A 25360-nucleotide genomic window follows, 5' to 3' on the forward strand; every position below is an offset into this window, starting at 1 on the left:
CATATCTCCATCTGCTGTAAATGATGCTGCGGCCGTTTCGGTTCCAGATGCCTTCAGGGATCTTTCCCCGCTGGCGCCTGGTCTGGAGCGCCCGCAGCGTGATCCCCAGCAATTCGGCCATCTTCTCTTCTGTAACCTTGTCCATTCCCTGGGCAACGGCCTGTTCCTGTTCGGCGAGTTCATCACCGGGCTTTTTCCTAATGGTTTGCATGATTGTCTCCACGCCGCGCATGGCGGCAGAGGTGGGGAGGGGTTAGCTCGGCAGCTTGTCGTCGAGCCGGTAATAGCTGGTGCATCGGCAGCGTGGGCACACCATCGTACTGGCTCCTTCGAGCCACTTACTTGCCACGGAGATGCGCTCGCTCTCCTTGTGCTGGTTCCGGCATCGGCAGCACTTCACGTTGACATCGGACATAGCTCATCCTCGCCCACCTACCGGCAGGCTTGAGTTGTTGTAGGGGGAGGGGTTACTGAATCTTGCCGGTGAGGCGTTCGCGCCAGGTCAGGCGCCGGGGAAGGTGTTCGCGGTCGTCGATTTCGACCACTACATAAGCGCAGCGGTCGAAGGGGGCATCCCGCTGCTGGTTGAGCCAGCAGGCTTCCTTCTGGGCTTCATCGTGGCTGGTCGCTGATAGCTGGTGCACGTTGAAGCCTTTGCTGTGGACGTGCCAGCCGTGAATCACGGCAATGAACCGGCTCATGGCCTCGGCCCCTTCCAGATCATCCAGGCCATGTAGAGCGGGGCGGCGATGGGTAGGATCATGGCATCAGCTCCTTCGGCACGTCGAAGAACCCCAGCCGGCCCTTTAGCGGGATGAAGGGGAGAGGCTTGGGGTCGTGCAGCGCGAATGCCTTGTCTCCCGTGTACCAAGGTGATTTGCTGTGATCGACTGAATCCACAAGCTCAACTGAGCCGATGATTCCACCGCGCATCATGTCGTCACGATCGGGCATTGGCAGGCCGCGCTCCGAACAGAACAGCAGAGCCTGGGTGAACTCGTTGCTGGTCATGCCCTTAGACGCATGTACCAGAAACCGCCCGCGCAGCTTCGTGTGCCAGGTTCGGTTCTCGATGTCCTTACCACCGTGGATGATCAGCCAGGCCCATGGCTGCTTAATTGAAAGTGCTTTCACAGCTCATACCTCTCATCAATCCAGCGCCCAGGCGCCAGTGCGGGTGTAGGTTCGGGTTGGGTTTCGTGCCGGGAGAGCTGGCGCTCGGTGCGGTGAGCGCCCCCAGGCACCCCCTTTTGAGGGTCGCAGCCCTTGCCGCAGTCCTCGCTCCAGGCCGTAGTGCCCGAGCAGTTCGTGAAGTACTTGTTGCTTCCGCTGTCGAGAAAGCGGTAGACGGTGCAGCCGTCGACAGTGAAAAGCTTGTCGACCTTGTATGTACCGGCGACGACGGTGGCGGCGGGCTTGTCAGGCTCCCGGCAGCCGGCCAGGGTGGCCAGCAGCAGGAGGCAGAGGGCGAGGCGGGTCATGGCTGCACCTCGCGCAGCTGCTTGTAATAGTCACCTGCCGGCCCGGCATAGCGCAGGGCGTCCGTCACGTTCATCCAGCCAAGGGTTTTGGCGAGCGTCCATACCTCGTCGTAGAGTTCGGCCTTGCGCTTCTCCATGTCCATCTGGTGCGCCTCATGGTGCGCAGCCAGCGCCTTGATGCAGCGCTTGCAGGTCACCATGCCTTCCTTTGTGGTGAAGTCGCCTTCGATCAGACTGGTGCCGCAGAAAACGTACTCGTCTCCGTCATCTTGTGGCGCACCTGATCCGCCGAAGGTGAAGTGTGTTTTCCGCCTGTTCATGACGCCACCTCACGCCGCGCCCACCAGCACACAGGGCCGTCATCGGTGTCGTGGATCGCCAGGCAGAACCAGTCACCACCACTGGGCCGTTCAGGCTCCCAGTAGCTGCAATCCGGGTCATGACTTTCGAAGTACCGGTTAGCGATCGCCTCGTCAGCATATTCCAGGCTGACCATGCAGACCTGCAGGCCCTGCTCGGCAATCCAGGCCTTGCACTTGTCGCCATCACCCTCGTCGAAGTCGGGAAGGTCCGGATGCTGGAACATCCCATTTTCGTCGCGCACGACCGGCGCCGGCTGGATCAGCTTGATTTCTTCAGGCATGACGATTCCTTGGCCGCCATATCGCGGCTGTTCAATAGAGGGGAGAGGGGTTAAAGCTGGGGTGGAGTACAAATGTACTCCCTTGGTCAAGCTTGAGCCTTTGCCACGAGCACGCCCTTGTGGGTGCTGCTACCGTCGATGGCCATCGAGGTCACGAAGTAGTGGTTCTTCTTCCGGTTGTAGATGATCTCTTCGCGCGGCGTACCTGGGTTGATGATCAGCCGGGCCTGCGCGCAGATGAAACCGCCGGCTACCGTGAAGCTGAGCCAGTCGCCTTCCTGGATCTGGCCTGGCGCTGTGATCGGCTGCCATGGGCCGCGCTCAACCGGCGCGCTCGGCTCTGCGCTGGCGGATAGGATTTCGGTAATCCGATCCAGGGTGGCTTGCCCGAAGAAATTTCGCGCGTCAGCATCGCCTATCGCTTCACGAAGCAGCACATCCAGCTCGGCCAATTTGGCGCGGAGCTTTTCAATCTCGCAATTCGCTTCAATAACTTGGGCGCGCAGGGTGTCGCATTCAGCCATCCAGTGATCGCGCTGCTTTTCGGTTTGCTGGTTCAGTGCTTCCAGCGACTTTACGTGGCCATTGTGCAGCCGCTCAACCTCGCCAACATCGGCGTGGGTATACAGTTTCCTTGCTTCACGAATAATCCCGCGCGGATTGGGCCCGGGATTTTCGATAGTCTTTCTGTAATCCTCCTCCGTGCAGTCAACCCAATGCCTCCATTGCGATCCCTCATTAACCGTCTTGCACCGCCGCTGATACGCCACCGGCTCGCCCCGGCTTTGCACTGGGGGGTGGCGGTAGACGGGAGTCAGCTCGATGCCTTCCGCCCTGAGGTCGTGCGCATGATCTGGGCAGGCGGTGTATTCCTTCCCATCTTCGTAGGTCCAACCCACCGGCTCGCCCTGGTGCTGGGCGGCTGGCTGGGCGAGAAGGGCGCTCAACTTTTCAGCCAAGCTCCACCCCATAGACCTTGCACCTTTTACCATCTCGACAACATCGGCACGCGGCACGCTGACCATCTGTTCGGTGTTGCTGGATCGGTTTTCTGTGGGCATGGGGATACCTCTGCAAAGCTATGCTCTGCTGATGGTTGATGGGAGAGGGAAAATGGATCTTCAGCGACAAGCAACATTCCGAAAGCAGGCATGGCTCGACTACACCGGGGTGACAGCTTTGCTGCTGATCGCTGTAGCGGTGCCTGTCCTGTCTTTCCTCGAGGCTGCCCGTCCAATCGGTGAGCCACTGGGCGTTTGGTTCCAGCGCAGCGGCGCCATCACAACCGTGTTCTCAATGTTCGCCGCAGCCCTTATCAAGGTTCTCGTGGCCAGGCTGCATGTCCCGGGTACTTGGGGTGACGATGATGGATGCGCAGTCCTGGATCAGTTCAAGGCGCGTCTGGATGTGGCCAATAAAACGTCCTTCGTGCTCATTGTTGTCGGCACGATTGTGTGGGGGTATGGGGACGTGATCATCAACAACCTGCTGGCGATGTGAAGGGCTCAGGCGGCTTTCATCAGGGCTTCGATCACTCGCTGTCCAGCCAGCGGCGGCACGGCGTTGCCGGCCATGTGCATGGTCAGCCGATGGTTATCCGGGCGCAGGGTGTCGGCCGGGAAAGACATTGCGGCCAGGGCCTCGTCGGCGCTGAGCATTCGCATCTGGTCGCCATCGACCAAGGCCCAGCGGTCCAGGGTGGTGATGGTGCCGATCGGCCGGTTGATGTCGCGCCCGGTGGTGCCAGAGCCTTTGCCGTAGTAAGGCATGATGAATCGCTCACCGAAGCGGGCCCGGCCATTGCGAACCCGGTCGAGCGTGGCCTGGGCCCTGCCTGGCTTCTCGATCTGCGACCAGCGTCCGGCGTCGAAGTCGAGGAAGCTGGCGGCTGGTACATGCTGGTGCCGGTGCAGCTCGAGCATCAGCGGTGCTTTGCTGCGGGTCAGGACCAGGAACAGCCGCACGCGGTGCTGCGGCACGCCAAGGTCGGCACAGTCCACGACATGCGGTGCGACCTGGTAGCCCAGCGCCTGCACCGCAGCGAGCCAAGCCGGGTAGAGAGCCCAGTCCATAAACTCTTGAACGTTCTCGATCAGTCCTGCCTCGGGCTGGTGGAACTCCAGTGCTGACACGACGGCCCAGGCTGTCGAGCGGGATGAGTCGTGCTGCGGATTGCCGGACTTCTTGCCCCGAGCCTTCGAGTGCCCCTGGCAGCATGGGGAGGCCAGCAGCAAGTCGTGTGCTGGCACTTGCTCCCATCGGGCCTGGTGCAGGTCCTGGCAAACGTGCTCAGCATGAGGGTGATTGGCGGCGTGCCACTTCACGGCCTCAGGCCAATGATTGGCAGCCCAAACCACTTTAACACCCGCTTTCCGCGCGCCAGTACTCCATCCGCCGAAACCGGAGAACAGGTCGATTGCTTTTGTCATTGATGATTCCTTGGGTCAGGCGACTTTGGCGATGTCGTGGGCGTAGTCGGTCCACCCGATTCTTGGCATTTTGGTTTTGGGGTTGATCACCGGTTTGCCTTTGGCATCGGTGATCTCGCACTTGGCCCTGATACGCAGATCGCGGCACTTGCCGGTCTTCCTCGCAAGCTCCATGAACTGCTGCGCGTACTGCGGTGCGTCGAACATCTGGCTCAGCTGCTTCACCTTCTCGCCGGCCATGATCTTGGCCGCCTGCTGCTCGACGGCCAGATTCCACTCAGCCTGGGTCAGCTCCAGGGGGGCAGCCACCTTTACCGCTTGGCTTGGTGGTCTTGACGGTCTTCCTGGCCTTAGCCAGCGCTACGTCGGCGGTCATGCCGAAGACTGCGAATGTGCTCATGGTTATCTCCAGGCAGCCACCGGCCTTGCCGGGGTGGCGTGATTCGTTGAAGTGGGGAGGCGCTATGCTGAGTAGATACCTGCGTGAGGGCTCTCAGATGGCCAAGTGCAAAAAGTGTGATGCAGAGCTTCGGTTTGATCTGGACGACACGAAGGATCAGATCGAGGTGATTTGCCCGAAATGCGGCGCCCGGCATGCAATCCGCTGGGTAGCTTCATCGCCACTAATCCCTGGGGCGCAGTTCGAGGTTCAGTTGATTGACGGCAGAGGTGGCAACGATCACGGCAACGGCTGAGTCGCTGGCGGGCAGCGCGGGAGGGTCAGGCGGCCGACTGTTCGGCTATGAAGTGGTCCCAGGCGGCTTTATCCCCCTGTGCTACATACCACTTCAGATCGGTGTCATCCTCGGCTTCGCTTACCGAGCCTCCGTATTGCGCGCCGGGGAACATGAATTTCGCCCTGTTGCCGCACCACGGGTATCCGCCGGTGAATTCGGTGAAAGTGACGCCAGGGCGGACAGCTACGACCCGCTCCTTGAATGCTTCAAACTTGGCATTGCGAGCGGTGACTTCGGCTTCGTGCCCTGCCTTGCAACCCGCAGAGCAGTAGACGACGCGGCCGTCGAATACCAAGTCCAGCGGGATGTCGGAATCTGTCTCTTCGTCCCAATAACTAGCATCGCTGTCGCATCTGATGCCGCAGTGGTTGCAGTCGAACCACCAGCCTGCATCGATGTAGGCCTTAGCCGGAATGAACCGCTGATCGGCGTACTGGTCGGCCCACTGAGCACGGCGGCATGACACCGCCCCGATGTCCGTGCCTATCTCATCCGCGCCCTGGCGCCGGGCCGCCGCGTTCGACGTGGCGAATTGGATCGTGGATTCTTCGGGATCGTCGGTTTCCACGGAGTAGGCCAGCACCTTGCGGGGCGCAGGTTCTGCGTTTGGATTTTTGCTCATGGTTATCTCCAGGCAGGCGCCGCCCTCGCCAGGGTGGCGTATTCAAAAAAGAGAGTGGGGCCGCTAGTCAGCAGCCACCGACTAGTGTTTTATGTGCTGGCAATCTAATGCCCAGGAGAAAAGCAGATGACGGATACCATAGATCACAAGTCAGGCCGAACGATCGACGCCGACGTTGTAGCGGCAGGCGCCGGTACCGCCACGCTGATAACTCTGGCGATTCAGAACAAAGAAGCAATTGCAGCAGCGGGCTCTGCCGTGATTGGAGTGGCTGTTGCCAACCCGAAGATCACAGCGTCTGTCGCTGCGGCCGCGACCGTGGGCTATGGAATTTACCGACTCACTCAGCCCGGTACCAAAATCGAGTTTGGCAAGTTCAAGTACGAGCGGAAGTAATTGAGGAGTTTAACTGACCTGTGGCGCTGGCGGGCAGCGCTGAGTGGTCTTTGCGACGCGGGCCGAGGTTTGCTATAAATCCCGGCCACTTCAACGGAATGAGCTCATGTCTCTGAAATCCCTCCTCTTTATTTCCCTCGTAGCAGCCTCTGCAGCCATTTCGGCTGGCTGCAAAGAAGACGCCGTCGACACCGCCGCCTACGAGCCGACTACCGAACACTGCCAGCCTGACTACCTGAAAACGCTGCCAGACAACAAGGCTCGCGAAGACCTGGTTGAGAAGTGCATGACCGGTGGCTCGTACAAGAAGTCAGAGCCGAAGACCTGGTAACCCATGCGCTTGGTCATTCAACGCCGCCTATCAGGGCGGCGTTTTCGTTTGCGGGGAAGGCGCTGGCGGGCAGCGCCGAAATGGGTTATTGCTTCCCTATAGGTCAATCCACTAAGGAGCGTGAGATGAAGCGACTACTGATAGGTGCTTTGCTGGCGGTGTCGGGCGCGGCCCAAGCTGGTATTCCGCTGGTGAACGCCACATGCCCAGGAAACATCGAGGTGCACGCCGACAAGGGTGGCCCGATCTACATCAATGGCAAGGAAGGCAAGCTGAAGAAGTTCAACGAGAACTACTTCGAAGCCAAGGGCAGCGATGTGACCATCTCGCTGTCGATCAACCCTGATGGCTCGCCTGATGTCTCATATACCGGGAAAAACCGGGCCAATGGGATTTGCCAGGTGAAAAGCGAAGGCTCCTGAGGTGCTGGCGGGCAGCGCCGGAGGGTCAGGGGCAGTTGTTCGCGCCGCAGTTGCGGCAGTCATTCAGGAACCGGCCATCCCAGCTGATGAAGCGTCCGCAACCCTGGCAATTGAGCATCGGCTCGCGGCGCTTGGCGACCTTGGGCGGCCTGGGCATCTTTATGCCTGCCACGCGTAGGGCAAGCTTGTGGTCGACGTTCTGGCGATGAACCAGGCGCCGGCGAATCTCCTCGATGTAGGCTGCTGGCCAGAAAACTCGCGTGCCCTGGCCGGCGTGATTGGCATACGTGAACTGGGCGTTTTCCAGATCCATGCTGAGAGCCTGCTGCAGGTTCTCGGTCACCTTTCCGCGTTGCTCGCTAACCCAGTAGACATCGTTCCCGTTCCAGTCGCCTGGCACGTGCACGTAGACATTGGTGCCGGCTTGGAGCCCAGCGACGCGCCGATCGTCATCCATCAGCTGGCAGTCGACGCCGTAGTGCGCCCTGGCGTCGATGTACTCCTTCGGCCAGGGGATATCAGTATCGCGGTGGCGGCATGCCTCCTCAAAGGTGAACAGCTCGGCCTGGTCCAGGTTGGTCACGTAGCCGCGGCCCTCCTTCGCCCAGAACATCATGCCGTCGCCGACATGGCTGCGGCTGTCCTGCAAGTAGAACTGGCTCATGGCTTTCTCCATGCATGCGCCGCCCTCCATGGCTGGATGCGGCATGGTGGCAATTAGGGTTGGGATGGGGTATTACGGGGGACCGGCATGGGGCTGGATCAAAAGGAACTTGAAATGAATCACACAGCCAACGGGCCGTTTGAAATCACACTCAATCCGGAGCTCTTAAGCAGCACCGCTAAAGGAACTGGCCTTGGCCGAATGTCTCTAGACAAGCGATTTCATGGTGAGCTTGAAGCCACCAGTCAAGGTGAGATGCTGTCCTTCCGCAGCAGTGTTCAAGGTTCTGCCGGCTACGTTGCTATGGAAACTGTGCATGGAACCTTGCACGGTCGCAGCGGTAGCTTCGTACTTCAACACAGTTCGACTATGAATCGTGGGACACCCGTTCAGTCCATCACCGTCGTACCTGATTCCGGTACTGACGAGCTTTCCGGGCTAACTGGTAGCATGGTCATCACGATCACCGATGGGCAGCACTCATACAAATTTGACTACGCGTTACCGGATCATCAAATCTGATTTTCGTTGGCTGGCTGGCAGCGCAGAAAGGTCAGGCAGTGCGGACTTTGAAGGTCAGCATTGCCGCGGCGTCTTCGAAGCACTCGTCTAGCTCTTGGTAGGCCCGATACTTGGCCTGGCTGCGAGTGGCCGCCCATACGCGCCGAACGTAATGGCGCGCGTCGCCAAGCATGTACTTCACGTCATCCCAGTCGTACATGCCGTTGGTGAGCACTTCCCACTGCTTGAGCGGCAGCTTCTCGGACATTTCGCCGTACTGCATTTCCCAGGTTGGGTGGTAGTTGCGGATACGCTTCTTCGGGTCGCTGTCGAGGATGACGCCGATGTAATGGCAGCGGTCGGCGATGATCACGCCGGGCTCGCCGTTCGCGATTACACGGCGCCCGATCTCGGCTGGTACGTCGTAGTGGCGGCGAACGTAGTCGCAGTTGTAGTTGCTCATGGCTTTCTCCATGCATGCGCCGCCCTCCGTGGCCGGATGCGGCATGGTGGCAATTTGGTTTGGGATGGGGTATTACGAGGGATCGGCATGGGGCCGCTTAGCGGGGTAACAATGGAAATCCATCGTCAAGGCGCCAATCACAAAGAGGGCTGGACTCTATTAGGTCAAAAAAAGCCATCTTCACCAGCACTAAGCCTTTCAGTGCCAATTCAATCACCCGGAACCTCTATCACTGGTCCTGGCCCCGTAGTGCTCATACAGCATCGACGGTGTAGGCACCGGCCTTCGAGCGGCGAGTATGACTATCGCATTGAAATGGAGCTGGACGAGCTGGCGGCCCTGATAGATATGCTTGCGAGTAAGGGTCTTGAACAATTTGGTGATTCGCTTTCCCAGGCGCTTTCAGGTTCGGTCCGCTCTTTGAACCGTCTAACCGCCGCAGCTTCGGGTATTTCGGTGAAGGACGAGAAGCCTTAAGGGTGATCATGCGCCAACAAGCCGCTGGGAGGGCGATTGATCCATTGCTGGCGCCGGCCGTGCCGGACGCGGTTCATGCGCTTCAAGGTCTGTCGCTCCAGCGCGGAAAGTCGATTCCGTTTTCCTCGGCCAGGCGCACCAGGTAGTGGTTGCTGATACCGAGCTTCTTGGCGACGAAGTTCCGGCTCAGGCCAATGCCGCTGTTCGCCCTGATCAGCTCGACCAGCTTGGCTTTCTCTTCGGCCTTGGCCTGGCGGGCAACTTCGCGGCGCTGGCGCTCTTTGTCGCAGCTCTGGAAGAAGATCCCGGCTTCCTTGGCCAGACGGTGCAGCTCCGTGCGACTGATGCCGAGGGAGCGATAGGCTTCGTCGAGGGTCATGGTCTTCGCCGCCTCCCGAGCGCGCTCCACCCGTTGGCGCTTCTGCGTGGCGGCAGCCCGGGCTGTTGAGTCTCCTTCGGCGTTATGGCTGCCGTGGTGTGGACGGCGAGGGCGGTATTCGAAGGCGGGCAATTCGGTTGGCTGCCCACCACCTGCAAAGAACTGGTCAATGCTGGCGCTGAGCTGATCCAGCACCTGCTGGCGGTGATTGGGGATAGGGTCGCCGATCATTGCCTCCCGACCAGCTTGCGTGTCGCAGCTGCCTCCAGAGCCTGAGCGAAGTTCACTGCTGCCCGATAGCTGAAGCAGAAACCCTTGGTCTTACCGGTGGCCAGTTCCACGATGTGGTAGGCCTTGGCCTTTGTGACGACCTGGTAGCGGATGCTCTGCACCGGAGCCGGGCGCCCGATCTTTGCGAAGAACTCAGCAGTGGAGAGGGTGGTGCGGGCGCGCAGGTCGGCAAGGCCGCTTACACGCTCTTGCATGGCAGATTGCATGGTGTCTTCCTCTGTTGGGATCAAGCGTGCAGGTCTAAGGATTCGGCCTTGCGGATGATTCGGACCTGGGCAATGCGCCGCTCAGGCACACGGCGGTCGCGGCGCATCGGGTCGGTGTCACCCGTGACAACGTGCATAGCCATCAACCCAACCAGCAGGATGCACATCGGGCTGATGATCTGGCGCTTCATGGCCTCGGCGACCAAGGCGGTGCGGCGCTGCACGCCCAGCTTGAACATGGCCGCACTCAACCGCTTTACGACGGTGCCAGGTGCAATGTCGATCAGGCGGGCGATCTCTTTTGCGGTCATACCCTGGGCCACCGCTAGCAGGCATTCCAATTCACGCGGAGCCAGGCCGCGCCCAAGGAAGCCCTTCCATGAGCCGCTGGTGATCGTTTCCATGATGAGTTACCTGAGCTGAGCGCCGTCCAGGGCTGCACGCAATTTGATTACCAGGTCGGTGGACAGCGGAATGGTTTCGGCGCGCTCGTCAATTTGCCCGAGCGCTGCAATCAAATTGCTTGAGGCGATGTGTACGGCTTCGAGACGGGGCTTCGGAATAGAAGGCCCTTTGATGGTTCCTGCGGTTACCTTCTTCTTGCCGTTGGCTTGGGCTTTCTCAAGCGCCGAGCTCAACACCTGCCCAGCAGCGTCGCCGTGTTGGCGAACTGCGTGAACTGCAGTGGTTGCCGAGACCTGACCTGCTGCAATCAAGTTCTGCACGTCGGTATTCGCATTGCCAACTGTGATGACCTGCTCAACGTGCTGACGCGTCTTGCCGACCTTCTTCGCAATTTGATCGCTGGTCCAGCCGAACGCCCTGAGCCGCTTGTAGCCTTCAGCCAATTCAAGAGGGGAGAGCTTCTCGTTTTCTTGACTGGAGATAATCCGTGCAACCCGATCGGCATCGCTGCCTTCGAAGGCAATAACGGATACCCAGGCTTCGAGAACATCAGGGTTGTCCTTGTTCGGTGTCCTTGGCAAGCGTCCTGCTGCATCGAGCTTTAGGAGCGCTCGGCGACGACGATGACCGTCAACAACCCAGACTCCGCCATTAGCCCGCGGGCGCACCTCAAGGGGCGGTATCTGGCCGCCCTCAGCAATGAACTCGGCAAGCAACTCAATACTGGTTTCGAGGGCCGCACCTTCAGTACGAAGGTTGAAACCGGGTTCTTCATGGAGGTCTTCAAGCTTGACCTTCATCGCATCGGCTCGACGAACCTCGCCGTCCTTGATCATTTGTTTGAATGACTTTGCCATCGCAATTAATTTCCGTCGGGCTGCATTGGTAGAGCTCTTCCTGCACTGTCGCCCTGAACCCTTGAATAGGACCAGGAAGAGCTCTACCGATGCAGCCTGGTGCTAGGGAAGACCAGGTGATCGGGCAGTTTGCGTCAGGCTGACGTGGCGCTGGTTGATCAGATAACCGCGGTCAGGATCTTGCTACCGTCAGGCTTGGTTGTAGTCATGTGCATGACTGAGCCTGTACTGCCGGGGAGAGAGAAACCGCTGCGGATGGTGTTCGCCGACCTGCTGAAGCGTGCATCGAACTTATCGTCGCCATCAGGCAAGTGGGTGGTCACGGTTAGGCTGGTGGCATCCTCGCCGTTGGGGCCGCCGTCTTCATGGCCAATGGCGAAGCTTGCGATCATGGCGATACCGTTATCCCTCGCGATCTGAATCACCTGCTGCATCAGTGGGCTGACTTGGCTGTCGTAGATTTCTTCTTTGTTCATGGGAGGTGCTCCGTTTGATTTCCCGTCTGGCCCTGTCGCCAAGGCCAGCCAGTGAAATCTGCCGCGACCCGCTGCTGGCGTCGGTCTTTGGCAATCTTCAAATTGTTGTCTCCGACCGCGACCCTGGTCCGCCGGATAACTGTTCTTGGCGCTTTACGCTGCACGCCCGGGTCAGTTGCCAACCCTCTGGACTGTTGAGGCCTGTCCATCGCTGCCTTTGTTGCTGGCCGGTGGTGATCCGGCATGTGTATAACGTGAGTTATGGCTTCGAATGATAACGTGAGTTTTCAATGTGTCAATAACCTAGGTTATTTTTTCTTGCAAAAGAAAGCCCGCTCGGAGGCGGGCTTTGCTTAGTAGTCGAGGTATTCGCGCCACCCAATGCGGTAGGCGCCGCTCTCGAGGCGATCAATCCGAATTCCGTCGGTGTTGCCTAATTCATCTAGGAGCCGCTCCCAGTCTTCCTCTAGCTCACCTGGAGCAGGGGTCACGGTTACGGCTTGGAGCTTTTGCACATGAGGCGAGACAACCAGGCGCCGCACTCGGCGACCGAGAAGTTCGTAGGATGAGGGGGAGATTTGTGTGTCGGGAATGCCTTGGTTCATGTAGGTACCTCTTTGAAAACTGTATGAATATACAGTATTTGAGGTATGGATCTTCGGCAAGATTGACCAGGCCAGGTGAAATGAAAAAGCCCGGCGCAGGGCCGGGCTCTTGGATGAAGGGCGGTTACAGCTTGCCCATTACTCGAACTGCTACCCCGATAATTCGGCAGTCTTCTCCGCACTCAACCATTTTGTATTCCGGGTTTAGCGGCTTTAGGTAGCGCCTGCCGCCATCCTCGACAAGCTTCTTGAAGGTGGCCTCGCCGCTGTTCGCCAGCTTGGCGATCACGAGCTTGCCTGACGTCACCTCGGCCTCGGTATCAACGAGGATCATCATTCCTTCCGGTATGCTAGTTCCTGTTGGCGCGGTCATCGAGTCGCCTCGAACCTCAAGCCAAAACGCCACGCCCTTCGAGTTGTAATCGGAGATCTCATAGCGATCGGAGAATCCGGGTGGAAATGGCTCGACGGCCTCCGCCCAGGCTCCGGCAGCCACCCAACTGATAACTGGGTATCGGTAGGACATATTCGGTTGAACTGTGGGGGCCACGTTTGATGGCTCTACAGTGGTCGACTTGCCCGAGTCCAGCCACTCGGCTGAGACATTCAATGCGCGAGCAATTTCCACCAATCTCTTGGAGGTTGCGTTTCGTCCGCTCTCCAGGTGCTGGATCGTCACCTGACTCACGCCGGCTCTCTCAGCCAGTTGTTGCTGGCTCAGGCCAAGCGCTACACGCCGCGCGTAGATACGGTCTTTCAGTGTTCCGCTGTCTTCATTCATAACGCTAAGGGTAAAACACGCGTTATCGCCCTTCAAATAACATGTGTTTGCCTCATTAATAACTTGAGTTATCATCGTGTCTACGATCCATTGAGGCAAACACACATGCCAGCGAAAGAAAGACCCGTAGAGACGGTGGTCCGTCTGGCCGGAGGCCAGGCAGAGCTAGCCCGTCGCTGCAATACGAGCCAGCCCCGAATCTGGCAATGCGTGCATCGCAATAAGCGCGTTCCGGCGGACCTCGTTATCCCATTTGAGAAGGCAGTTGATGGCCAAGTAACGCGCCACCAGCTGCGCCCAGACCTTTATCCGGAAGAAGAACCCACCGCCTCCCGGTGACAGCAATTATCGACGACTTGGCAATACGCCAGTAGTGATCTGGTTTAGCTGTTGATTCATCCAGTAGCCATATCGCAGACGAAAAAAAGCCGGTGGCTAGACCGGCTTCTTCGACAAACAACGTGAGGTCGAGTATGCACATAGCGATCGATGCAAGCAATACCGGGCCATGCGCGTCAGTTTTCGGCAGTGCGCCAAATCTGTCACGTCAGGTGATCCAGTCGAGAGGTGTTGTGTGAGCACCATTTTGATGAGCGCTTGCTGGCCTTTACAGGGGATGAGCCCTGCTCAGAAGTCCGTGCTGATTTCCCTGGCAGACAACGCGAACGACGACGGCGCGTGCTGGCCTTCGGTAGCCAGGATTGCAGAACGGACCTGCCTTTCGGAGCGGGCTGTGCGAAATGCATTGCGCTGGTTGGAAGAGGCGAAAGTCCTGACAGCACACATGCGGGCCGGGCGTTCGACCTGGTACACCGTCAGTCCTTACAGCTACGACCCCGGCAGCAAATGCCCCCGGCAACAGATGCCGAGGCACCCCGGCAAGAAATGCCCCCACCCCGGCAACAGATGCCCCACACCCCGGCATTAAATGCCCCCAGAACCGTAAGGGAACCATCAAGGAACCGTCAGGAGTATCCGCGAGCACCCGCGAAGCCTCGAATCAGGCCCCGGTCGACCAGATCGTCGAACTGTTCAACGAGCTGTTGCCCGAGTTGCCTCGGGTTGTCCTGGTCAACAAAGACCGCAAGTCGAAGATCCAGGCTCGGTGGGCTGAGAGCCCTGTCCACCAGGATCTCGATTTCTGGCGCGACTTCTTCGGCATGGTCCAGGCCAGCGATTGGCTGATGGGTCGGGTAGGGGGCCGCGACAACAAACCGTTCCGGTGCAACTTCGACTGGCTCGTAGCACCGACCAATTTCGTCAAAGTGGTAGAGGGAAATTACCATGCGTGATCCGTACAGCATCGAGGCTGAACACGGCCTCCTGGGCGCGATGATGATTCGCCCTGAGCTGATCGATACCTTGAGCGACGACCTTTCCCCTGAGTCGTTTTACTTCGCTGAGAACGCCGAAGTGTTTCGCGGGATCATGGCTGTCAGAGCCACCGGCAAGGCCGTGGACTTCCTGACCGTAGGCGAGCAGATCGGTAACCTGCCGAATGGTGACCGAGCCCTGGCGTACTGCGCTGAGATCGTTGACAACACGCCGAGCGTGGCCAGTGCCAAGACCTACGCGGGCATCGTGCGGGAAAGAGCGATTGAGCGCGCCCTGTACAGCCTGGGCGAGCAGGCCATGGACATTGCCCAGGGCACTGAGGATGTCCAGGCGAAGATTGCTGCAGTCCAGGCTGCCGCGATGTCGATCGATTGCGGTGCTGGTGATGACGATATCGTCAAGGCCGGCGATGTCGTGATCGACCAGCTCGACGTGTGGCAGGAACGACACGACCGGTACGCGCGCGGCGAAACGCTGATCGGCATCTCTACCGGCTTGAAGGAGCTGGACGACAAGATTGGCGGCCTGCAGCCTGACCACCTCTACATCGTCGCTGGGCGCCCAGGCATGGGCAAGACGACGCTTGCCATGGGGTTTATCGGCGAGGCCTCGATTCGCCAGAACAAGTCGTCCCTGACCATCAGCCTGGAGATGAACAAGGGCCAGCTCATTGATCGCCTGGTCGCATCCGAAGGCCGTATCCCGCTGACCCTGGTCAAGAACGGCACTGCATGCCAGGACCACGGCACTGAACTTGCTGTCGCGACGAAGGCCATTCAGTTCGCGCCGCTGTACATCGCCGACAAGGCCGGATCTTCGATTGGCCGCATCCGATCCATGGCGCGCCGGCACAAGATGCGGTACGGCCTGGACCTGCTGATGATCGACTACCTGCAGTTGGCCGAAGGTGACGGCGGCAACCGCACCGAGGAGGTCAGCAGCATCAGTCGCGGCTGCAAACTGCTGGCGAAAGAGCTCGGCATTCCGGTGGTGCTGCTCAGCCAGCTCTCGCGCAAATGCGAGGAGCGCCCGAACAAGCGCCCGGTAGCCTCTGACCTGCGGGAGTCAGGCGCCATCGAGCAGGACGCGGACGTGATCCTGTTCGTCTATCGCGACGAGGTTTACCACGAAAACACCGAGGCCAAAGGCATTGCCGAGATCATCATCGGCAAGGGCCGCGATATCGAAATGGGTACCGTCCGTACCGCCTTCCTCGGCCAGTACAACCGTTTTGAGAACTTGGCCGCCGGCTGGGCTCCGGCGCCGAAGGCGCAGCAGGAGAAGGTAACCCCTCTATCTCGCCGCTACGCCAACAAGGACCGGTTCTGATGGCCGACCCCAAGATGCTGACCCCCAACCTCACCGAGTACCACTGGGCCCTGTACGCCTGTGGCCATCTGCTCGACCTCACCTCCGAGCCACATCCGCCTGTGGGTCTGTATCGCGACGAACAGTCGGCGACCTTGCATGGCCTGCAGATGTGGCCCGCCACTTTCACCGTCATCGACCTCAACAAGGACGACCGAGCATGAAGCAGAGCAAGTTGACCAAAGCAGCGCGTGGCCGGGAATGCCAGGTGCGCATTCCGGGCGTCTGCAACGGCGACCCCAACACTACCGTGCTGGCCCATTACCGCATGGCCGGCACCTGTGGCGTCGGCATGAAACCGAACGACCTGCAGGGCGCCCACGCCTGCAGCGCCTGCCACGACGCCTGCGACGGTCGCAGCAAAACGATGTTCAGCCGCGACGAGTTGCGGTTCATGCACCTCGAAGGCGTGGTGCGGACACTCGACATCTTGGTGAGCGAAGGGAAGGTGGCCGCGTGATGACCCCAGCCATGACATTCAGCGGAATCCCGGTCTACGTCAGCGAGCACCTGCCAAAGACGAAAACCATTCGCTGGAAAACTGAGCGCAAATGGTGCCATTGGAAGAATGCTCCGGCCCTTCGATTCCGCGCGCGCGCCAAGGAGATCCCCTGCGACACGATGATTATGTTCGGTGGCCGGGTGTTCATGTCCCCCGAAGGCATCGCGAAAATCCAGGCCCAGCTAGGGGAGGGGGATCGGTGAAACAGGCGATCATGAAACCAGTACGGGCCAGGGCGCCGCGCGCGAAGCCCGTTGACCGCGAAGGCCTGGAGCAGGCCTCGCTGATGCGCGAAATAGCGTTACGCTACCCGGCCGCCGCCAAGCTGATCTATCACGTCCCGAACGGTGGGCACCGGGTGAAGGCGGTCGCCGCCAAACTCAAGGCCCAAGGTGTGAAGGCCGGTATCCCTGACTTGGTGCTGCCGATGGCGCGCGGCGGGTACTTCGGGCTATACATCGAATTCAAGGCGAAGCCGCCATACGACGCCGCCGTGTCGCCGAGCCAGGACGCCTGCATCCAGGCGCTGCTCGAACAGGGCTATCTGGCCATCGTCTGCCGTGGCGCCATCGACGCGATGGAAGCGATCCGCGCCTACCTGCTGCAGCCGCAGACGAGGGCGGCGGCATGAGCAAGACCCGCGCTGTGAAGTTCACCGACGCCGAGATCCGCCGGCAGGCCGCCGACCCCGCCGTGCATGACCTGCGCGACCCGCGTCACCCCGGCCTGTACCTGCGATTCGGCCAGGACCGGCAGCGCGGGTCGTGGTACCTGGTGAAGGGCAAGGCCTGGAGCCAGATCGCCCGTTATCCTGAGCTGGGCGCCGCCGCGGTGCTGGCCGAGCTGCCTGCCCTGCGTCAGCGCCTGCTACGTGATCCAGACGCCGCCGTTGCCTTGGGCGGCCTGTCCACCGTTGGCCAGTTGCTCGACTGGTACAGCGACCGCATGAGCCGCGACCGCTCGTTATCGGCCAAGCGCAAGACCGGCGCCAAGTCGGCCATTGCGTGCCACCTGAAACCACGCCTGGCCGATCTGCCGATTCGGGCCGTGTCGGCACCTGAGCTGGACAAGCTGCTGATGTGGCCCGCGCAGGAAGTGCTTTCGCTGTCCTACGTGCGCCAACTGTTCGGCCTGCTGGTGGTCGCGTTCCGTCAAGCCCATAAGCTGGGGCTGATCGATACCAACCCCATGGCCGCACTGAAGTTCGTTGACTTCACCAAGGCCCGGATCATGCCCAAGCCGGCCCGGCTGCGCGGCGTGCATCTGGTCGAACTGGTGCCCATGCTGGCCGGCCTGTTCGACAGCGAACCCGGCGAGGCCATGCTTGCACTGATGATGCTGTGCCACGGCACCCGGGTGGGTGAGACCCGTCTGGCCCGCTGGTCCGATATCTCTATGGCCGACAACGAGTGGTTCATTCCGGCCGAGCACACCAAGACCCGCACCGAGCACCGGTTGCCGCTGACCGCCCAGACCAAGGCCATGCTGAGTCGATACCGCACTGCCCAGACCGCCCAGGGCTACGAGGGCATCTACCTGTTCCCGTCGCGGCGCGGCCGGGCACTGAGCGAGGGCCAAGCCAGTGCCGTGTTCACTCGCCTGGGTCAGGGTGAGTGGACCAGCCATGACCTGCGCAAGGTCGCCCGCACTGCCTGGACCGACCTGGGCATCGACGGCCACATCGGCGAGATGCTGCTGAACCACTCGCTGGGCAAGATCGCCTCGACCTACATCAACACCCAGGCCCGGGAGCAGCGTCTGGCCGCGCTGGAGAAGTGGCACGCCTGGTTAGATGAGCGCGGATTCAACGCGGTTCACAACCTGACAGGCGCCCAATATGAAGATTCGCAAAACCCTGTGCAGCCCATGAACGGCGTGGCCTGCAAGGCAATTCCGAAAATTGTTAATAGCGAGGTTTCAAAAGCATGATCAAGAGCCACGGACCGGCCTTTCGCAAGCAGGCGGTGGAGCTGGATCAGTGCCCGGCCTGCCGTGGCAAGGCGCTGATCAAGGGTGTGTTCCATGACCTGGCCTGCGTGCAGTGCAACGCCTCAGGTTGGGTGGTCGCCGCGACGGGGGAAGCGTTGCCAACGGAAGACCTAGTCACGCAATTGAGCCTGCGCCTGCAGGCCGCACAGCGACAGATCGAAGAATTGAAACAGCCTCGGGCCACTGGGCCGGAGGCGATTTACCAGGACAACAACCGCCGCGGTGCCGGTGGTTCGAACAGAACATTGGATTGAGGGGAAGGACATGGTCTACGGAAGCGTATCGGGAGCAGTGGTTGCAGCATTGGCTGCGGGGGAAAAGGGGGCTGCAAAAGGGCAGGCCTGGCAGAAGCTGTACAAGGCGGCTGAAGAGGAGGGTGGCTGCCTGGCCTCGCTGGGTGGCCAGTCGCATGGGCTGGAGCGTACCCAGGTGGATTACTGGCTGTCGGCGCGCCTACATCACCTGCTGAAAGATCGCCACTGGGATGCCCTTGTGGCGAAGTACAGCACCAGCAAGGTGAAGAAGGTTCAGGCGATCACGGCGGTGAGGCCGCTCATTGCCAGCCCGGCGCCGCAGCTGTTCATCTATAAGGCAGTGACGGCTTGGGCTATCCCGAAGCTGAAGGGGGCTCGCCGGAAGGCGCCGCGCTCAGTGTCGGTCGAGGTGCCGCTCGATGCATCACCATGGCGCGGGGAGGCGACGGTGAATGCCGCAGTCGCTGCAGGCCAGGCTGAAAGGCGGCGGATCGAAGCGCTGGAAGAGGATGTGATCATCCTGGCCGACAGCTTCTATGACATGAACACCTGGGACCTGGACGCCACGCCCGAGCCGACGCGCCGTCGCTGGAGAGCTCAGATCAACGAGAAGCTTGATGGCATGGTGGACGATGCCTTGGCTGAAGTGCGTGTGATTCTGGAGGCTGAAGGGCTACTGATGAAAGACGCAGCGTGATTACCTGTTGACATCAGTGAGCGACTGAGCGACATTATCCCCATCCTGTCATTCCTGCGCGTTGATGAGGAGTGATGCTGCAAAAGCCCAGCCCTTGAGCTGGGCTTTGTTATTTAGCATCAGTGTAACGTTGGCTCATGCGGCGCAATGCCTTTCGCAAGGATGATGATGAACAACAAAACCATCCGGTGGATCACCAACCTGCTGCTGTGCATTGGAACCGGATTTTTGGTGACTGGTGCGACAACCTTGATCCTCGGGACGGCATTGGATGCGGATACGGTGCGCGCAGGTGCTACCATGTGCTCTATAAGCTTCTTCGTAGTCGTTGCATCCTATGTGGTCGCTATGCTTGAGGAGGAACTGTGACTCTACTTATTCTGACCCTCTGGTCCGTAGGGATTGTTCTGCTGATCGCAGTGGCGGTTTACCGTGGGCGAAAGCCGGCAAAGCTGGTTGCCACCAATGATCAGGCCAGCGATGCAGCTGAAGCAGCCATCAAAGCGGCTGCTGCTGCAGATATCAATTCGATACTTGATGCGGACAAGGCCGCCGAGCTGTTGCGCCGTGTGAATGCTGACGTTGAAGAAACGATTTCCAGGGATGATTCCGGAAAGTATATGGTTGTGAGAACGCCAAACCTTCGCTTTAGAGGCTTGCTTATTAAGCGCATGGGAGTACTTCGAGAATCGGGAACCACTGAAGATAAGTCTTCGATTGCGCCATTTGGAAGCATCAGGAAGCATGCACCTCATAATCGATAAGTGACGCATTGTTCGCACTCAATTCGACTATCCATCCCCTAAAGGCTCGCCATTCTGGCGGGCCTTTTTAGTTTCTACTCCCCAGTGCGGGAGGAATCGAGATGCCAAACATGCCTGAGAAGGACCCCGGCCTGTGGGCCGCAGTGATTGCCTGGGTGATCGCCCACCAGCCACAGCTCTACGCTGCTGGCCTGTCCGTTGTAATCGCCGCGCTGCGCGTTGTGTACGGCGGCGGAACACGCCGGCAGATGTTCTTGGAGGGCGCCTTGTGCGGACTCATCACCCTGGCCCTGGTGCCACTGCTCGAATGGATGGGCCTACCGCAGGGCATGGCCACCTTCGCCGGCGGTGCTGTCGGCTTCATGGGTGTGGAGAAGCTGCGCGGCTACTCCGACCTGTTCCTGTCTCGCAAAGCGCAAGGGTGACCCCATGATCACGCTGACTGACGTCAACCGCCGCCAGCACTATCTGGCTCCAACCGCCATTGCCCGCGTGCAGGAGGCCGGCACCAGCTCGCAGTGGCACGGCATCTGCGCCATCGTCCACACGTTCGACGGCCAGGTGCTGGAGGTGCGTGAGCGAGCTGCCGATATCGCGCAGCAGCTCAACATGCGTAGGACTGAGTGATGGCCTGCAGCGGATGCGCCGCCCGGCGCGAATGGATCAACAAATGGACAAAGGTGGCATATGAGCGAGCCAAGCAAATCATTGTCGGTGGCGACGATCGTACCGGCAGTAAAGAGCCATCCGGACAATCCCCACCCCGTAATGGGGACCAAGGTTCTGCTGAGTGATGGTAGCGAGCTGAATGGCGTGACGAGTGTGGAGCTCAAGGCTTCGGTCGAGGACGGTGTGTGGCATGCAGTTATCACTGTCCTGCCGCGCGAGATCCCGACTATCTGCGCCAACGCACGGTTCGTTGAGGTGGGTATCTCCGACCTCAAGAGCACTGCCCGCGAGCACGCTCGGGTGGCGCCATGAGTATGCGACAGGTGTCGCTGCTGGGGCGGATGCTGGCCGAACAGGTGAAGCAGACCGAACTGCTGCAGCAGATCGCAAAGAACCAGGTGGTACTGATCCAGGCTCTGGCCGATGAGCAGGACGTGGATGTTGATGAAATACCGATGACCTACCTGAGCGGCGCGCCCGTTCATGGCGGTCGCTGATGGCCAGGCTCACCTCCCTCAAGCCTCCCATGCAGGCCCAGCCGTCCCGGCTTGCCTCGGTGAACTCTGACTCGTGGCGATCAACCAAGGGCACGGCCGCGCAACGTGGGTATGGGTACAAGTGGCAGAAGGCGCGAGTCGGCTGGCTTGAAGCTCACCCGCTGTGCGTGTACTGCCAGCGCGAAGGGCGTGTAACTGAAGGCTCAGTCGTCGACCACATCATCCCGCACAGAGGCGACATGAAGCTGTTCTGGGATCGGAGCAACTGGCAGACCCTGTGCCGTCCCTGCCATGACGTGGTGAAGGCCGCCGAGGAGGCGTCAGGCCTGATTGGCTGACGCACGTCAGTGGCGTGCCGCATTAGGTTGAGGCACGTCAATTCCCCGATATTAAGGGGGAGGGTGGGTCGAAAGTTCAGAGCTTTTCGCTTCTAGACCACCCCCTCCCGCACGCGTGAATTTTTTTCCCGTTTCAGAGGTTTTTGTTAATGGCGTTAACAAATAAAAAGCGCCGTTTTGTCGAGTCCAAGGCCGCTGGTGCCTCGAACCGAGAAGCGGCGGAGGCCGCAGGTTACGCGGCCGGCAGCGCATCGGCAGCCGGGTCGAGACTCGCCAAAGACCCTGACGTTGTCGCCGCTCTGGAAAAGTTAAAGACCGTCCGAAATGTTAAACCGGAAGCATCGAGCGATGCACCTGAGCCCAGCCCTCTGGATGACGAATCCGGTGACCTGGCTGAGCTGCCAAACACCGACGACCCTCTCGTTTGGTTGTTGGCGCTGATGAACGAACCCACGGCGAAGATCTTCGACAGACGTAACGCTGCCCAGTCGGCGCTCCCGTACTTCCACGGGAAGAAATCCGGCATGGGTAAGAAAGAACAGAAGCTCGACGACGCAGCGAAGGTCGGAGCCAGCGGCAGCCGCTTCGGGCTGCGTGAACGTCACCTGAAGGCAGTCAAATGAGAGCGTGGACTACCGCCTGCCCAGACTGGGAAGAAAGGATCGTTCGTGGCCAGGCACTTGTGCCGCTGGAGCCGATCTTCCCCGAACAGGCGGAAGACGCACTGGACGTGTTTGGGAACCTTCGAATGGTCGATGCCGACGGCAGTCCGTTAATGGGAGAGACCTGCCGTAACTGGGTGCTTGATGTAGTGGCTGCACTCTTCGGCGCATACGACGCGGAAGCCGGACGCAGGCTGATCACCAACTATTTCCTGATGGTCAGCAAGAAGAACGGCAAGAGCACGATCGCCGCAGGCATCATGCTGACTGCACTGATCCTGAACACGCGGCCCTCGGGCGAGTTCTTGATCCTCGCGCCAACAAAGGAAGCGGCAGACAACGCATTCAAGCCGATCAGGGACATGATCGACGCCGACGAGGATCTGCAGGCCAGGTTCCACGTGCAGGAATACAGCCGAATCGTCACCGACAACCTGAACAAGGCGAACCTGAAGGTCGTCGCAGCTGACTCGGCCACCGTCACCGGCAAGAAAGCCACTGGTGTGTTTATTGACGAACTATGGGAATTCGGTAAGCAGGCCAAGTCGGCGAAGATGCTGGTTGAGGCCACTGGCGGTCTGGCGTCGCGCCCTGAGGGCTTTGTTTTCTACTGTACAACGCAGTCTGATGAGCCGCCGGCGGGCGTGTTCAAAGCCAAGCTGGATTACGCGCGCAAAGTTCGAAACGGCGAAATCGAAGATCGACGCTTCCTGCCGGTGATCTACGAGTTCCCGAAAGAGATGATCGAGCGGAACGAGCATCGCGACCTCGCCAACGCGCATGTGACTAATCCCAACTGGGGGCTTTCAGTCGACCAGCAGGTGATCGAGCAGAAGTACCAGGAAGCCGAGGCGGAAGGTGAGAGTGCTGTACGGGGTTTCCTAGCAAAACACCTTAACGTCGAGATTGGCCTGGATCTCCGCTCAGACCGTTGGGCGGGCTCCGATCACTGGGAGGCCGCCGCCGAGAAGGGCATGACGCTTGAGTCCTTACTTGAGCGTTCCGAAGTGGCCACTGTTGGAATCGATGGCGGGGGGCTTGATGACTTGTTGGGCCTCACGGTGATTGGACGTGAGGCCCTCACGCGTAGATGGCTCCACTGGTCGCATGCCTGGGCACACAAGATTGTGTTCGAGCGTCGCAAAGACATTGCCAGCGTGCTGGTGGACTTTGAACGAGCCGGGGATCTGACGGTAGTGGATCGACCAGGTGACGATGTTCAACAGGTTGCCGACATCATCTGTGACATCCGCGATCGCGGCCTACTGCCCCAGAAGTTGGCCATTGGCGTGGACGCTGCGGGGATCGGTGACATCGTTGGCGAACTGACTACGGAGGACCGTGGTATCGTCATGGAACAGATTGTCGCCATCGCTCAGGGCTGGAAGCTCAACGGTGCCATCAAGACGACAGAGCGCAAGGTGGCCGGCGGCGAGCTGGTTCACTGCGGCTCCGCCTTGATGAACTGGTGTGTTGGTAACGCCCGAGTAGTACCTCAAGGCAACGCAATCACCATCACCAAACAGGCCAGCGGCTCAGCGAAAATCGATCCGCTTATGTCGACGTTTGACGCCGTGTCGCTGATGGCCCTCAACCCTGAGGGCTGTGGTGGGATGGATAACTTTATGGCCGGTATTCGGGACCCTTTGATCGCATGAGCGCACTCCATTTTTTCATCATCGCTGCACTGGCAGGTTTCTGCATGGCGTGTGCCGGCGTCTGGATGCTGGCGGGTCCTGGATGGGCTTTGTTGACCGGAGCGCTGAGCATGTTTTGTATTGCGGCGTTCATTCGTAGAGGGTTGCGCAGTGAGTAGAACGTTATCTCAAGCGCTCGGCCAGGCGGCATCGCGGCCATCTGCAAATCTAGGGGGCTGGTTCGGGAAGTCCATTCGTCTTTCCGATGGTGGCTTCTGGAGCAGCTTCCTCGGCGCCCAATCGAGCAGCGGAAAATCTGTGACGGTCGACAATGCCATGCGTCTGTCCACGGTTTGGGCGTGCGTTCGCATCATTTCGACCTCGGTTGCTGGATTGCCGCTCAGCATCTATCGGCGCAAGCCAGATGGTAGTCGCGAAGGAGCTCGGGACTTCCCGCTGTATGACGTGGTGCACTCCAGTCCTAACGAGGACATGACGGCCTTTCATTTCTGGCAGTCGGTGGTGGCGTCGATGTTGCTGTGGGGGAACGCTTACTGCGAGATCCATCGCTCCGCCGGGCGGGTTATTGCAATCGACTTCCTGATGCCCTCCCGCGTCGATCTGGATGTCGATAATGACGGGCGAATCGAATACTACTTCAGGCCCCGCAAAGGCCCTCGTCGGCAGATCCTGCGCGAGGACATGCTGCACATCCCGGCGTTCACGCTCGATGGCAGAGTCGGCCTGTCCGCCATACGGTACGGCGCGGATGTGTTTGGTGCCGCGATGTCCGCTGACGATGCTGCGAACAGCACTTTCAAGAACGGGATGATGCCCACGGTGGCATTCTCGGTAGACAAGACATTACGTCCGGAGCAGCGCACTGAGTTCCGTGAGTATGTGAAAACTATCTCGGGAGCGCTCAATGCTGGCCGCAGCCCCGTGCTCGAGGCCGGGGTCAAACCGGAAATGATCGGCATCAATCCGATCGATGCCCAGCTGTTGGAATCGCGGGGGCATAGCATCGAGGAAATCTGCCGGTGGTTTGGGGTGCCGCCCTGGATGGTGATGAAGACCGATAAAGGCAGCAACTGGGGGACTGGGCTGGAGCAACAGCAGATCGCTTTCCTGACCTACTGCATCATGTCCTACACGGCCCCGATCGAGCAGTGCGTCAACAAGCGCTGCATGACTGCGGTGGACCGGATCACCTACTACGCGGAATTCTCCCTCGAAGCTTTCCTGCGTGCGGACAGCACTGGTCGTGCCGCTTACCTCAGCACCATGGGGCAAAACGGCTTCATGACGCGCAACGAAGGGCGGCGCAAAGAGAACCTACCGAGCATGCCCGGCGGTGATGTGCTTACCGTGCAATCCAACTTGGTTCCGCTGGATCAGTTGGGCAAACAAGATGATGGGCAAGCCGCTCGGACTGCCCTGAAAAACTGGCTGAACGTGTCAGGCAGCACCGCCCAGGAGTAA

General features: G+C 59.8%; 44 protein-coding genes. 25 read left to right on the plus strand and 19 right to left on the minus strand.

The window, feature by feature from the left end; all coding sequences use genetic code 11:
- Positions 1 to 467 precede the first annotated feature (467 nt).
- The 6 genes from F8N82_RS10010 to F8N82_RS10035 form a co-directional block, all read right to left on the minus strand.
- Positions 468 to 701, minus strand: a complete 234-nt coding sequence (locus F8N82_RS10010; protein WP_150776789.1) for a hypothetical protein — start codon at positions 699 to 701, stop codon at positions 468 to 470.
- Between the two features lie 58 nt (positions 702 to 759).
- Positions 760 to 1134 (minus strand): ASCH domain-containing protein, encoded by a 375-nt coding sequence (locus F8N82_RS10015; protein WP_150776790.1) that lies wholly within the window; start codon positions 1132 to 1134, stop codon positions 760 to 762.
- Entirely contained in the window at positions 1131 to 1481 is a 351-nt protein-coding gene (locus F8N82_RS10020; RefSeq protein ID WP_150776791.1) for a DUF4884 domain-containing protein, read from the minus strand. Before F8N82_RS10020 ends, F8N82_RS10015 begins: the two co-directional genes overlap by 4 nt.
- Positions 1478 to 1801, minus strand: coding sequence for a hypothetical protein (locus F8N82_RS10025; protein ID WP_150776792.1), 324 nt, complete (start codon positions 1799 to 1801; stop codon positions 1478 to 1480). The genes F8N82_RS10020 and F8N82_RS10025 overlap by 4 nt, the downstream gene beginning before the upstream one ends.
- Positions 1798 to 2124 carry a hypothetical protein gene (locus F8N82_RS10030; protein ID WP_150776793.1) on the minus strand — a complete coding sequence of 109 codons (327 nt, stop codon included), beginning with the start codon at positions 2122 to 2124 and terminating at the stop codon, positions 1798 to 1800. Before F8N82_RS10030 ends, F8N82_RS10025 begins: the two co-directional genes overlap by 4 nt.
- Before the next feature lie 86 nt (positions 2125 to 2210).
- Entirely contained in the window at positions 2211 to 3185 is a 975-nt protein-coding gene (locus tag F8N82_RS10035; protein WP_150776794.1) for a hypothetical protein, read from the minus strand.
- Between the two features lie 52 nt (positions 3186 to 3237).
- Here F8N82_RS10035 and F8N82_RS10040 point away from each other — a divergent pair, with 52 nt between their 5' ends.
- Positions 3238 to 3624, plus strand: a complete 387-nt coding sequence (locus tag F8N82_RS10040; RefSeq protein WP_150776795.1) for a hypothetical protein — start codon at positions 3238 to 3240, stop codon at positions 3622 to 3624.
- A gap of 5 nt (positions 3625 to 3629) precedes the next feature.
- Here the strand turns inward: F8N82_RS10040 and F8N82_RS10045 are convergent, their stop codons facing one another.
- The 3 genes from F8N82_RS10045 to F8N82_RS10055 form a co-directional block, all read right to left on the minus strand.
- The gene (locus F8N82_RS10045) at positions 3630 to 4553 is read right to left on the minus strand and encodes a DNA cytosine methyltransferase (RefSeq protein WP_338918692.1); all 924 of its coding nucleotides are present in this window, start codon (positions 4551 to 4553) and stop codon (positions 3630 to 3632) included.
- Between the two features lie 15 nt (positions 4554 to 4568).
- Positions 4569 to 4862 carry a hypothetical protein gene (locus F8N82_RS10050; RefSeq protein WP_224793738.1) on the minus strand — a complete coding sequence of 98 codons (294 nt, stop codon included), beginning with the start codon at positions 4860 to 4862 and terminating at the stop codon, positions 4569 to 4571.
- 411 nt (positions 4863 to 5273) lie between these two features.
- Positions 5274 to 5912: a hypothetical protein gene (locus tag F8N82_RS10055; protein ID WP_150776796.1), complete on the minus strand. Its 639-nt coding sequence runs from the start codon at positions 5910 to 5912 to the stop codon at positions 5274 to 5276.
- Positions 5913 to 6038: 126 nt separating this feature from the next.
- Here F8N82_RS10055 and F8N82_RS10060 point away from each other — a divergent pair, with 126 nt between their 5' ends.
- The 3 genes from F8N82_RS10060 to F8N82_RS10070 all read left to right on the plus strand — a co-directional run bounded on the left by F8N82_RS10060 (position 6039) and on the right by F8N82_RS10070 (position 7061).
- Positions 6039 to 6308, plus strand: coding sequence for a hypothetical protein (locus F8N82_RS10060; protein ID WP_038995135.1), 270 nt, complete (start codon positions 6039 to 6041; stop codon positions 6306 to 6308).
- Between the two features lie 106 nt (positions 6309 to 6414).
- A complete protein-coding gene (trbK, locus tag F8N82_RS10065) occupies positions 6415 to 6639 on the plus strand; it encodes an entry exclusion lipoprotein TrbK (protein WP_038995136.1) in 225 nt (74 codons plus the stop codon).
- Between the two features lie 125 nt (positions 6640 to 6764).
- Complete coding sequence (locus F8N82_RS10070; RefSeq protein ID WP_150776797.1) at positions 6765 to 7061, plus strand: hypothetical protein; 297 nt, start codon at positions 6765 to 6767, stop codon at positions 7059 to 7061.
- A 25-nt stretch (positions 7062 to 7086) separates the two neighbouring features.
- On the opposite strand, the gene F8N82_RS10075 is transcribed toward F8N82_RS10070, so the two are convergent.
- Positions 7087 to 7725, minus strand: coding sequence for a hypothetical protein (locus F8N82_RS10075; RefSeq protein ID WP_150776798.1), 639 nt, complete (start codon positions 7723 to 7725; stop codon positions 7087 to 7089).
- Between the two features lie 87 nt (positions 7726 to 7812).
- Between F8N82_RS10075 and F8N82_RS10080 the strand changes: the two genes are divergently transcribed.
- The gene (locus F8N82_RS10080; protein ID WP_224793739.1) at positions 7813 to 8247 is read left to right on the plus strand and encodes a DUF3224 domain-containing protein; all 435 of its coding nucleotides are present in this window, start codon (positions 7813 to 7815) and stop codon (positions 8245 to 8247) included.
- A gap of 31 nt (positions 8248 to 8278) precedes the next feature.
- Here F8N82_RS10080 and F8N82_RS10085 read toward each other — a convergent pair whose 3' ends face one another.
- From F8N82_RS10085 to F8N82_RS10120, 8 genes are all read right to left on the minus strand, one after another.
- Positions 8279 to 8689, minus strand: a complete 411-nt coding sequence (locus F8N82_RS10085) for a hypothetical protein (protein ID WP_150776799.1) — start codon at positions 8687 to 8689, stop codon at positions 8279 to 8281.
- Positions 8690 to 9248: 559 nt separating this feature from the next.
- Positions 9249 to 9776 carry a hypothetical protein gene (locus F8N82_RS10090; RefSeq protein WP_150776801.1) on the minus strand — a complete coding sequence of 176 codons (528 nt, stop codon included), beginning with the start codon at positions 9774 to 9776 and terminating at the stop codon, positions 9249 to 9251.
- Positions 9773 to 10042, minus strand: coding sequence for a hypothetical protein (locus F8N82_RS10095; RefSeq protein ID WP_150776802.1), 270 nt, complete (start codon positions 10040 to 10042; stop codon positions 9773 to 9775). Before F8N82_RS10095 ends, F8N82_RS10090 begins: the two co-directional genes overlap by 4 nt.
- 20 nt (positions 10043 to 10062) lie before the next feature.
- The gene (locus F8N82_RS10100; RefSeq protein ID WP_150776803.1) at positions 10063 to 10446 is read right to left on the minus strand and encodes a response regulator transcription factor; all 384 of its coding nucleotides are present in this window, start codon (positions 10444 to 10446) and stop codon (positions 10063 to 10065) included.
- A gap of 6 nt (positions 10447 to 10452) precedes the next feature.
- A complete protein-coding gene (locus F8N82_RS10105) occupies positions 10453 to 11304 on the minus strand; it encodes a ParB/RepB/Spo0J family partition protein (protein ID WP_150776804.1) in 852 nt (283 codons plus the stop codon).
- A 158-nt stretch (positions 11305 to 11462) separates the two neighbouring features.
- Positions 11463 to 11780, minus strand: a complete 318-nt coding sequence (locus F8N82_RS10110) for a hypothetical protein (protein WP_150776805.1) — start codon at positions 11778 to 11780, stop codon at positions 11463 to 11465.
- A 353-nt stretch (positions 11781 to 12133) separates the two neighbouring features.
- Positions 12134 to 12385, minus strand: coding sequence for a DUF1654 domain-containing protein (locus F8N82_RS10115; protein WP_150776806.1), 252 nt, complete (start codon positions 12383 to 12385; stop codon positions 12134 to 12136).
- A gap of 124 nt (positions 12386 to 12509) precedes the next feature.
- Entirely contained in the window at positions 12510 to 13241 is a 732-nt protein-coding gene (locus F8N82_RS10120) for a LexA family protein (protein WP_150776807.1), read from the minus strand.
- Positions 13242 to 13271: 30 nt separating this feature from the next.
- Here F8N82_RS10120 and F8N82_RS10125 point away from each other — a divergent pair, with 30 nt between their 5' ends.
- Together F8N82_RS10125 and F8N82_RS10130 are read left to right on the plus strand one after the other, a co-directional pair.
- On the plus strand, positions 13272 to 13505 hold the full coding sequence (locus tag F8N82_RS10125) for a transcriptional regulator (protein ID WP_150776808.1): 234 nt from the start codon (positions 13272 to 13274) through the stop codon (positions 13503 to 13505).
- Between the two features lie 277 nt (positions 13506 to 13782).
- On the plus strand, positions 13783 to 14094 hold the full coding sequence (locus F8N82_RS10130) for a helix-turn-helix domain-containing protein (protein WP_338918976.1): 312 nt from the start codon (positions 13783 to 13785) through the stop codon (positions 14092 to 14094).
- Positions 14095 to 14131: 37 nt separating this feature from the next.
- Here F8N82_RS10130 and F8N82_RS10135 read toward each other — a convergent pair whose 3' ends face one another.
- Positions 14132 to 14452, minus strand: a complete 321-nt coding sequence (locus tag F8N82_RS10135; protein ID WP_338918694.1) for a hypothetical protein — start codon at positions 14450 to 14452, stop codon at positions 14132 to 14134.
- Here F8N82_RS10135 and dnaB point away from each other — a divergent pair.
- The 18 genes from dnaB (at position 14451) to F8N82_RS10225 (ending at position 25360) form a co-directional block, all read left to right on the plus strand.
- Positions 14451 to 15830 carry a replicative DNA helicase gene (dnaB, locus tag F8N82_RS10140; protein ID WP_150776809.1) on the plus strand — a complete coding sequence of 460 codons (1380 nt, stop codon included), beginning with the start codon at positions 14451 to 14453 and terminating at the stop codon, positions 15828 to 15830. The genes F8N82_RS10135 and dnaB overlap by 2 nt on opposite strands.
- A complete protein-coding gene (locus F8N82_RS10145; protein ID WP_150776810.1) occupies positions 15830 to 16033 on the plus strand; it encodes a hypothetical protein in 204 nt (67 codons plus the stop codon). The genes dnaB and F8N82_RS10145 overlap by 1 nt, the downstream gene beginning before the upstream one ends.
- Complete coding sequence (locus F8N82_RS10150; protein ID WP_150776811.1) at positions 16030 to 16329, plus strand: DUF1364 domain-containing protein; 300 nt, start codon at positions 16030 to 16032, stop codon at positions 16327 to 16329. Before F8N82_RS10145 ends, F8N82_RS10150 begins: the two co-directional genes overlap by 4 nt.
- A complete protein-coding gene (locus F8N82_RS10155) occupies positions 16329 to 16574 on the plus strand; it encodes a hypothetical protein (protein WP_224793741.1) in 246 nt (81 codons plus the stop codon). The genes F8N82_RS10150 and F8N82_RS10155 overlap by 1 nt, the downstream gene beginning before the upstream one ends.
- Complete coding sequence (locus F8N82_RS10160; RefSeq protein WP_425328533.1) at positions 16571 to 17002, plus strand: VRR-NUC domain-containing protein; 432 nt, start codon at positions 16571 to 16573, stop codon at positions 17000 to 17002. Before F8N82_RS10155 ends, F8N82_RS10160 begins: the two co-directional genes overlap by 4 nt.
- The gene (locus F8N82_RS10165; RefSeq protein WP_150776813.1) at positions 16999 to 18300 is read left to right on the plus strand and encodes a tyrosine-type recombinase/integrase; all 1302 of its coding nucleotides are present in this window, start codon (positions 16999 to 17001) and stop codon (positions 18298 to 18300) included. Before F8N82_RS10160 ends, F8N82_RS10165 begins: the two co-directional genes overlap by 4 nt.
- Positions 18297 to 18614, plus strand: a complete 318-nt coding sequence (locus F8N82_RS10170) for a hypothetical protein (protein WP_150776814.1) — start codon at positions 18297 to 18299, stop codon at positions 18612 to 18614. The genes F8N82_RS10165 and F8N82_RS10170 overlap by 4 nt, the downstream gene beginning before the upstream one ends.
- Positions 18615 to 18624: 10 nt before the next feature.
- On the plus strand, positions 18625 to 19311 hold the full coding sequence (locus tag F8N82_RS10175; protein WP_150776815.1) for a hypothetical protein: 687 nt from the start codon (positions 18625 to 18627) through the stop codon (positions 19309 to 19311).
- Positions 19312 to 19479: 168 nt separating this feature from the next.
- Entirely contained in the window at positions 19480 to 19680 is a 201-nt protein-coding gene (locus F8N82_RS10180) for a hypothetical protein (RefSeq protein WP_150776816.1), read from the plus strand.
- Positions 19677 to 20075 carry a hypothetical protein gene (locus F8N82_RS10185; protein WP_150776817.1) on the plus strand — a complete coding sequence of 133 codons (399 nt, stop codon included), beginning with the start codon at positions 19677 to 19679 and terminating at the stop codon, positions 20073 to 20075. Before F8N82_RS10180 ends, F8N82_RS10185 begins: the two co-directional genes overlap by 4 nt.
- Positions 20076 to 20176: 101 nt before the next feature.
- Positions 20177 to 20500, plus strand: a complete 324-nt coding sequence (locus F8N82_RS10190; RefSeq protein ID WP_150776818.1) for a phage holin, lambda family — start codon at positions 20177 to 20179, stop codon at positions 20498 to 20500.
- 4 nt (positions 20501 to 20504) lie between these two features.
- Positions 20505 to 20702 carry a hypothetical protein gene (locus F8N82_RS10195; RefSeq protein ID WP_150776819.1) on the plus strand — a complete coding sequence of 66 codons (198 nt, stop codon included), beginning with the start codon at positions 20505 to 20507 and terminating at the stop codon, positions 20700 to 20702.
- Between the two features lie 60 nt (positions 20703 to 20762).
- Positions 20763 to 21056 carry a hypothetical protein gene (locus F8N82_RS10200; protein WP_191626722.1) on the plus strand — a complete coding sequence of 98 codons (294 nt, stop codon included), beginning with the start codon at positions 20763 to 20765 and terminating at the stop codon, positions 21054 to 21056.
- Complete coding sequence (locus tag F8N82_RS10205) at positions 21053 to 21241, plus strand: hypothetical protein (protein ID WP_150776820.1); 189 nt, start codon at positions 21053 to 21055, stop codon at positions 21239 to 21241. The genes F8N82_RS10200 and F8N82_RS10205 overlap by 4 nt, the downstream gene beginning before the upstream one ends.
- Positions 21241 to 21579, plus strand: coding sequence for an HNH endonuclease (locus F8N82_RS10210; protein ID WP_150776821.1), 339 nt, complete (start codon positions 21241 to 21243; stop codon positions 21577 to 21579). Before F8N82_RS10205 ends, F8N82_RS10210 begins: the two co-directional genes overlap by 1 nt.
- A gap of 149 nt (positions 21580 to 21728) precedes the next feature.
- Complete coding sequence (locus F8N82_RS10215) at positions 21729 to 22202, plus strand: terminase small subunit (RefSeq protein ID WP_150776822.1); 474 nt, start codon at positions 21729 to 21731, stop codon at positions 22200 to 22202.
- Positions 22199 to 23899: a terminase large subunit gene (locus tag F8N82_RS10220; RefSeq protein ID WP_150776823.1), complete on the plus strand. Its 1701-nt coding sequence runs from the start codon at positions 22199 to 22201 to the stop codon at positions 23897 to 23899. Before F8N82_RS10215 ends, F8N82_RS10220 begins: the two co-directional genes overlap by 4 nt.
- 150 nt (positions 23900 to 24049) lie before the next feature.
- The gene (locus F8N82_RS10225) at positions 24050 to 25360 is read left to right on the plus strand and encodes a phage portal protein (protein WP_150776824.1); all 1311 of its coding nucleotides are present in this window, start codon (positions 24050 to 24052) and stop codon (positions 25358 to 25360) included.

Source organism: Pseudomonas fluorescens (genome assembly GCF_902497775.2).
Taxonomy (GTDB): domain Bacteria; phylum Pseudomonadota; class Gammaproteobacteria; order Pseudomonadales; family Pseudomonadaceae; genus Aquipseudomonas; species Aquipseudomonas putida_F.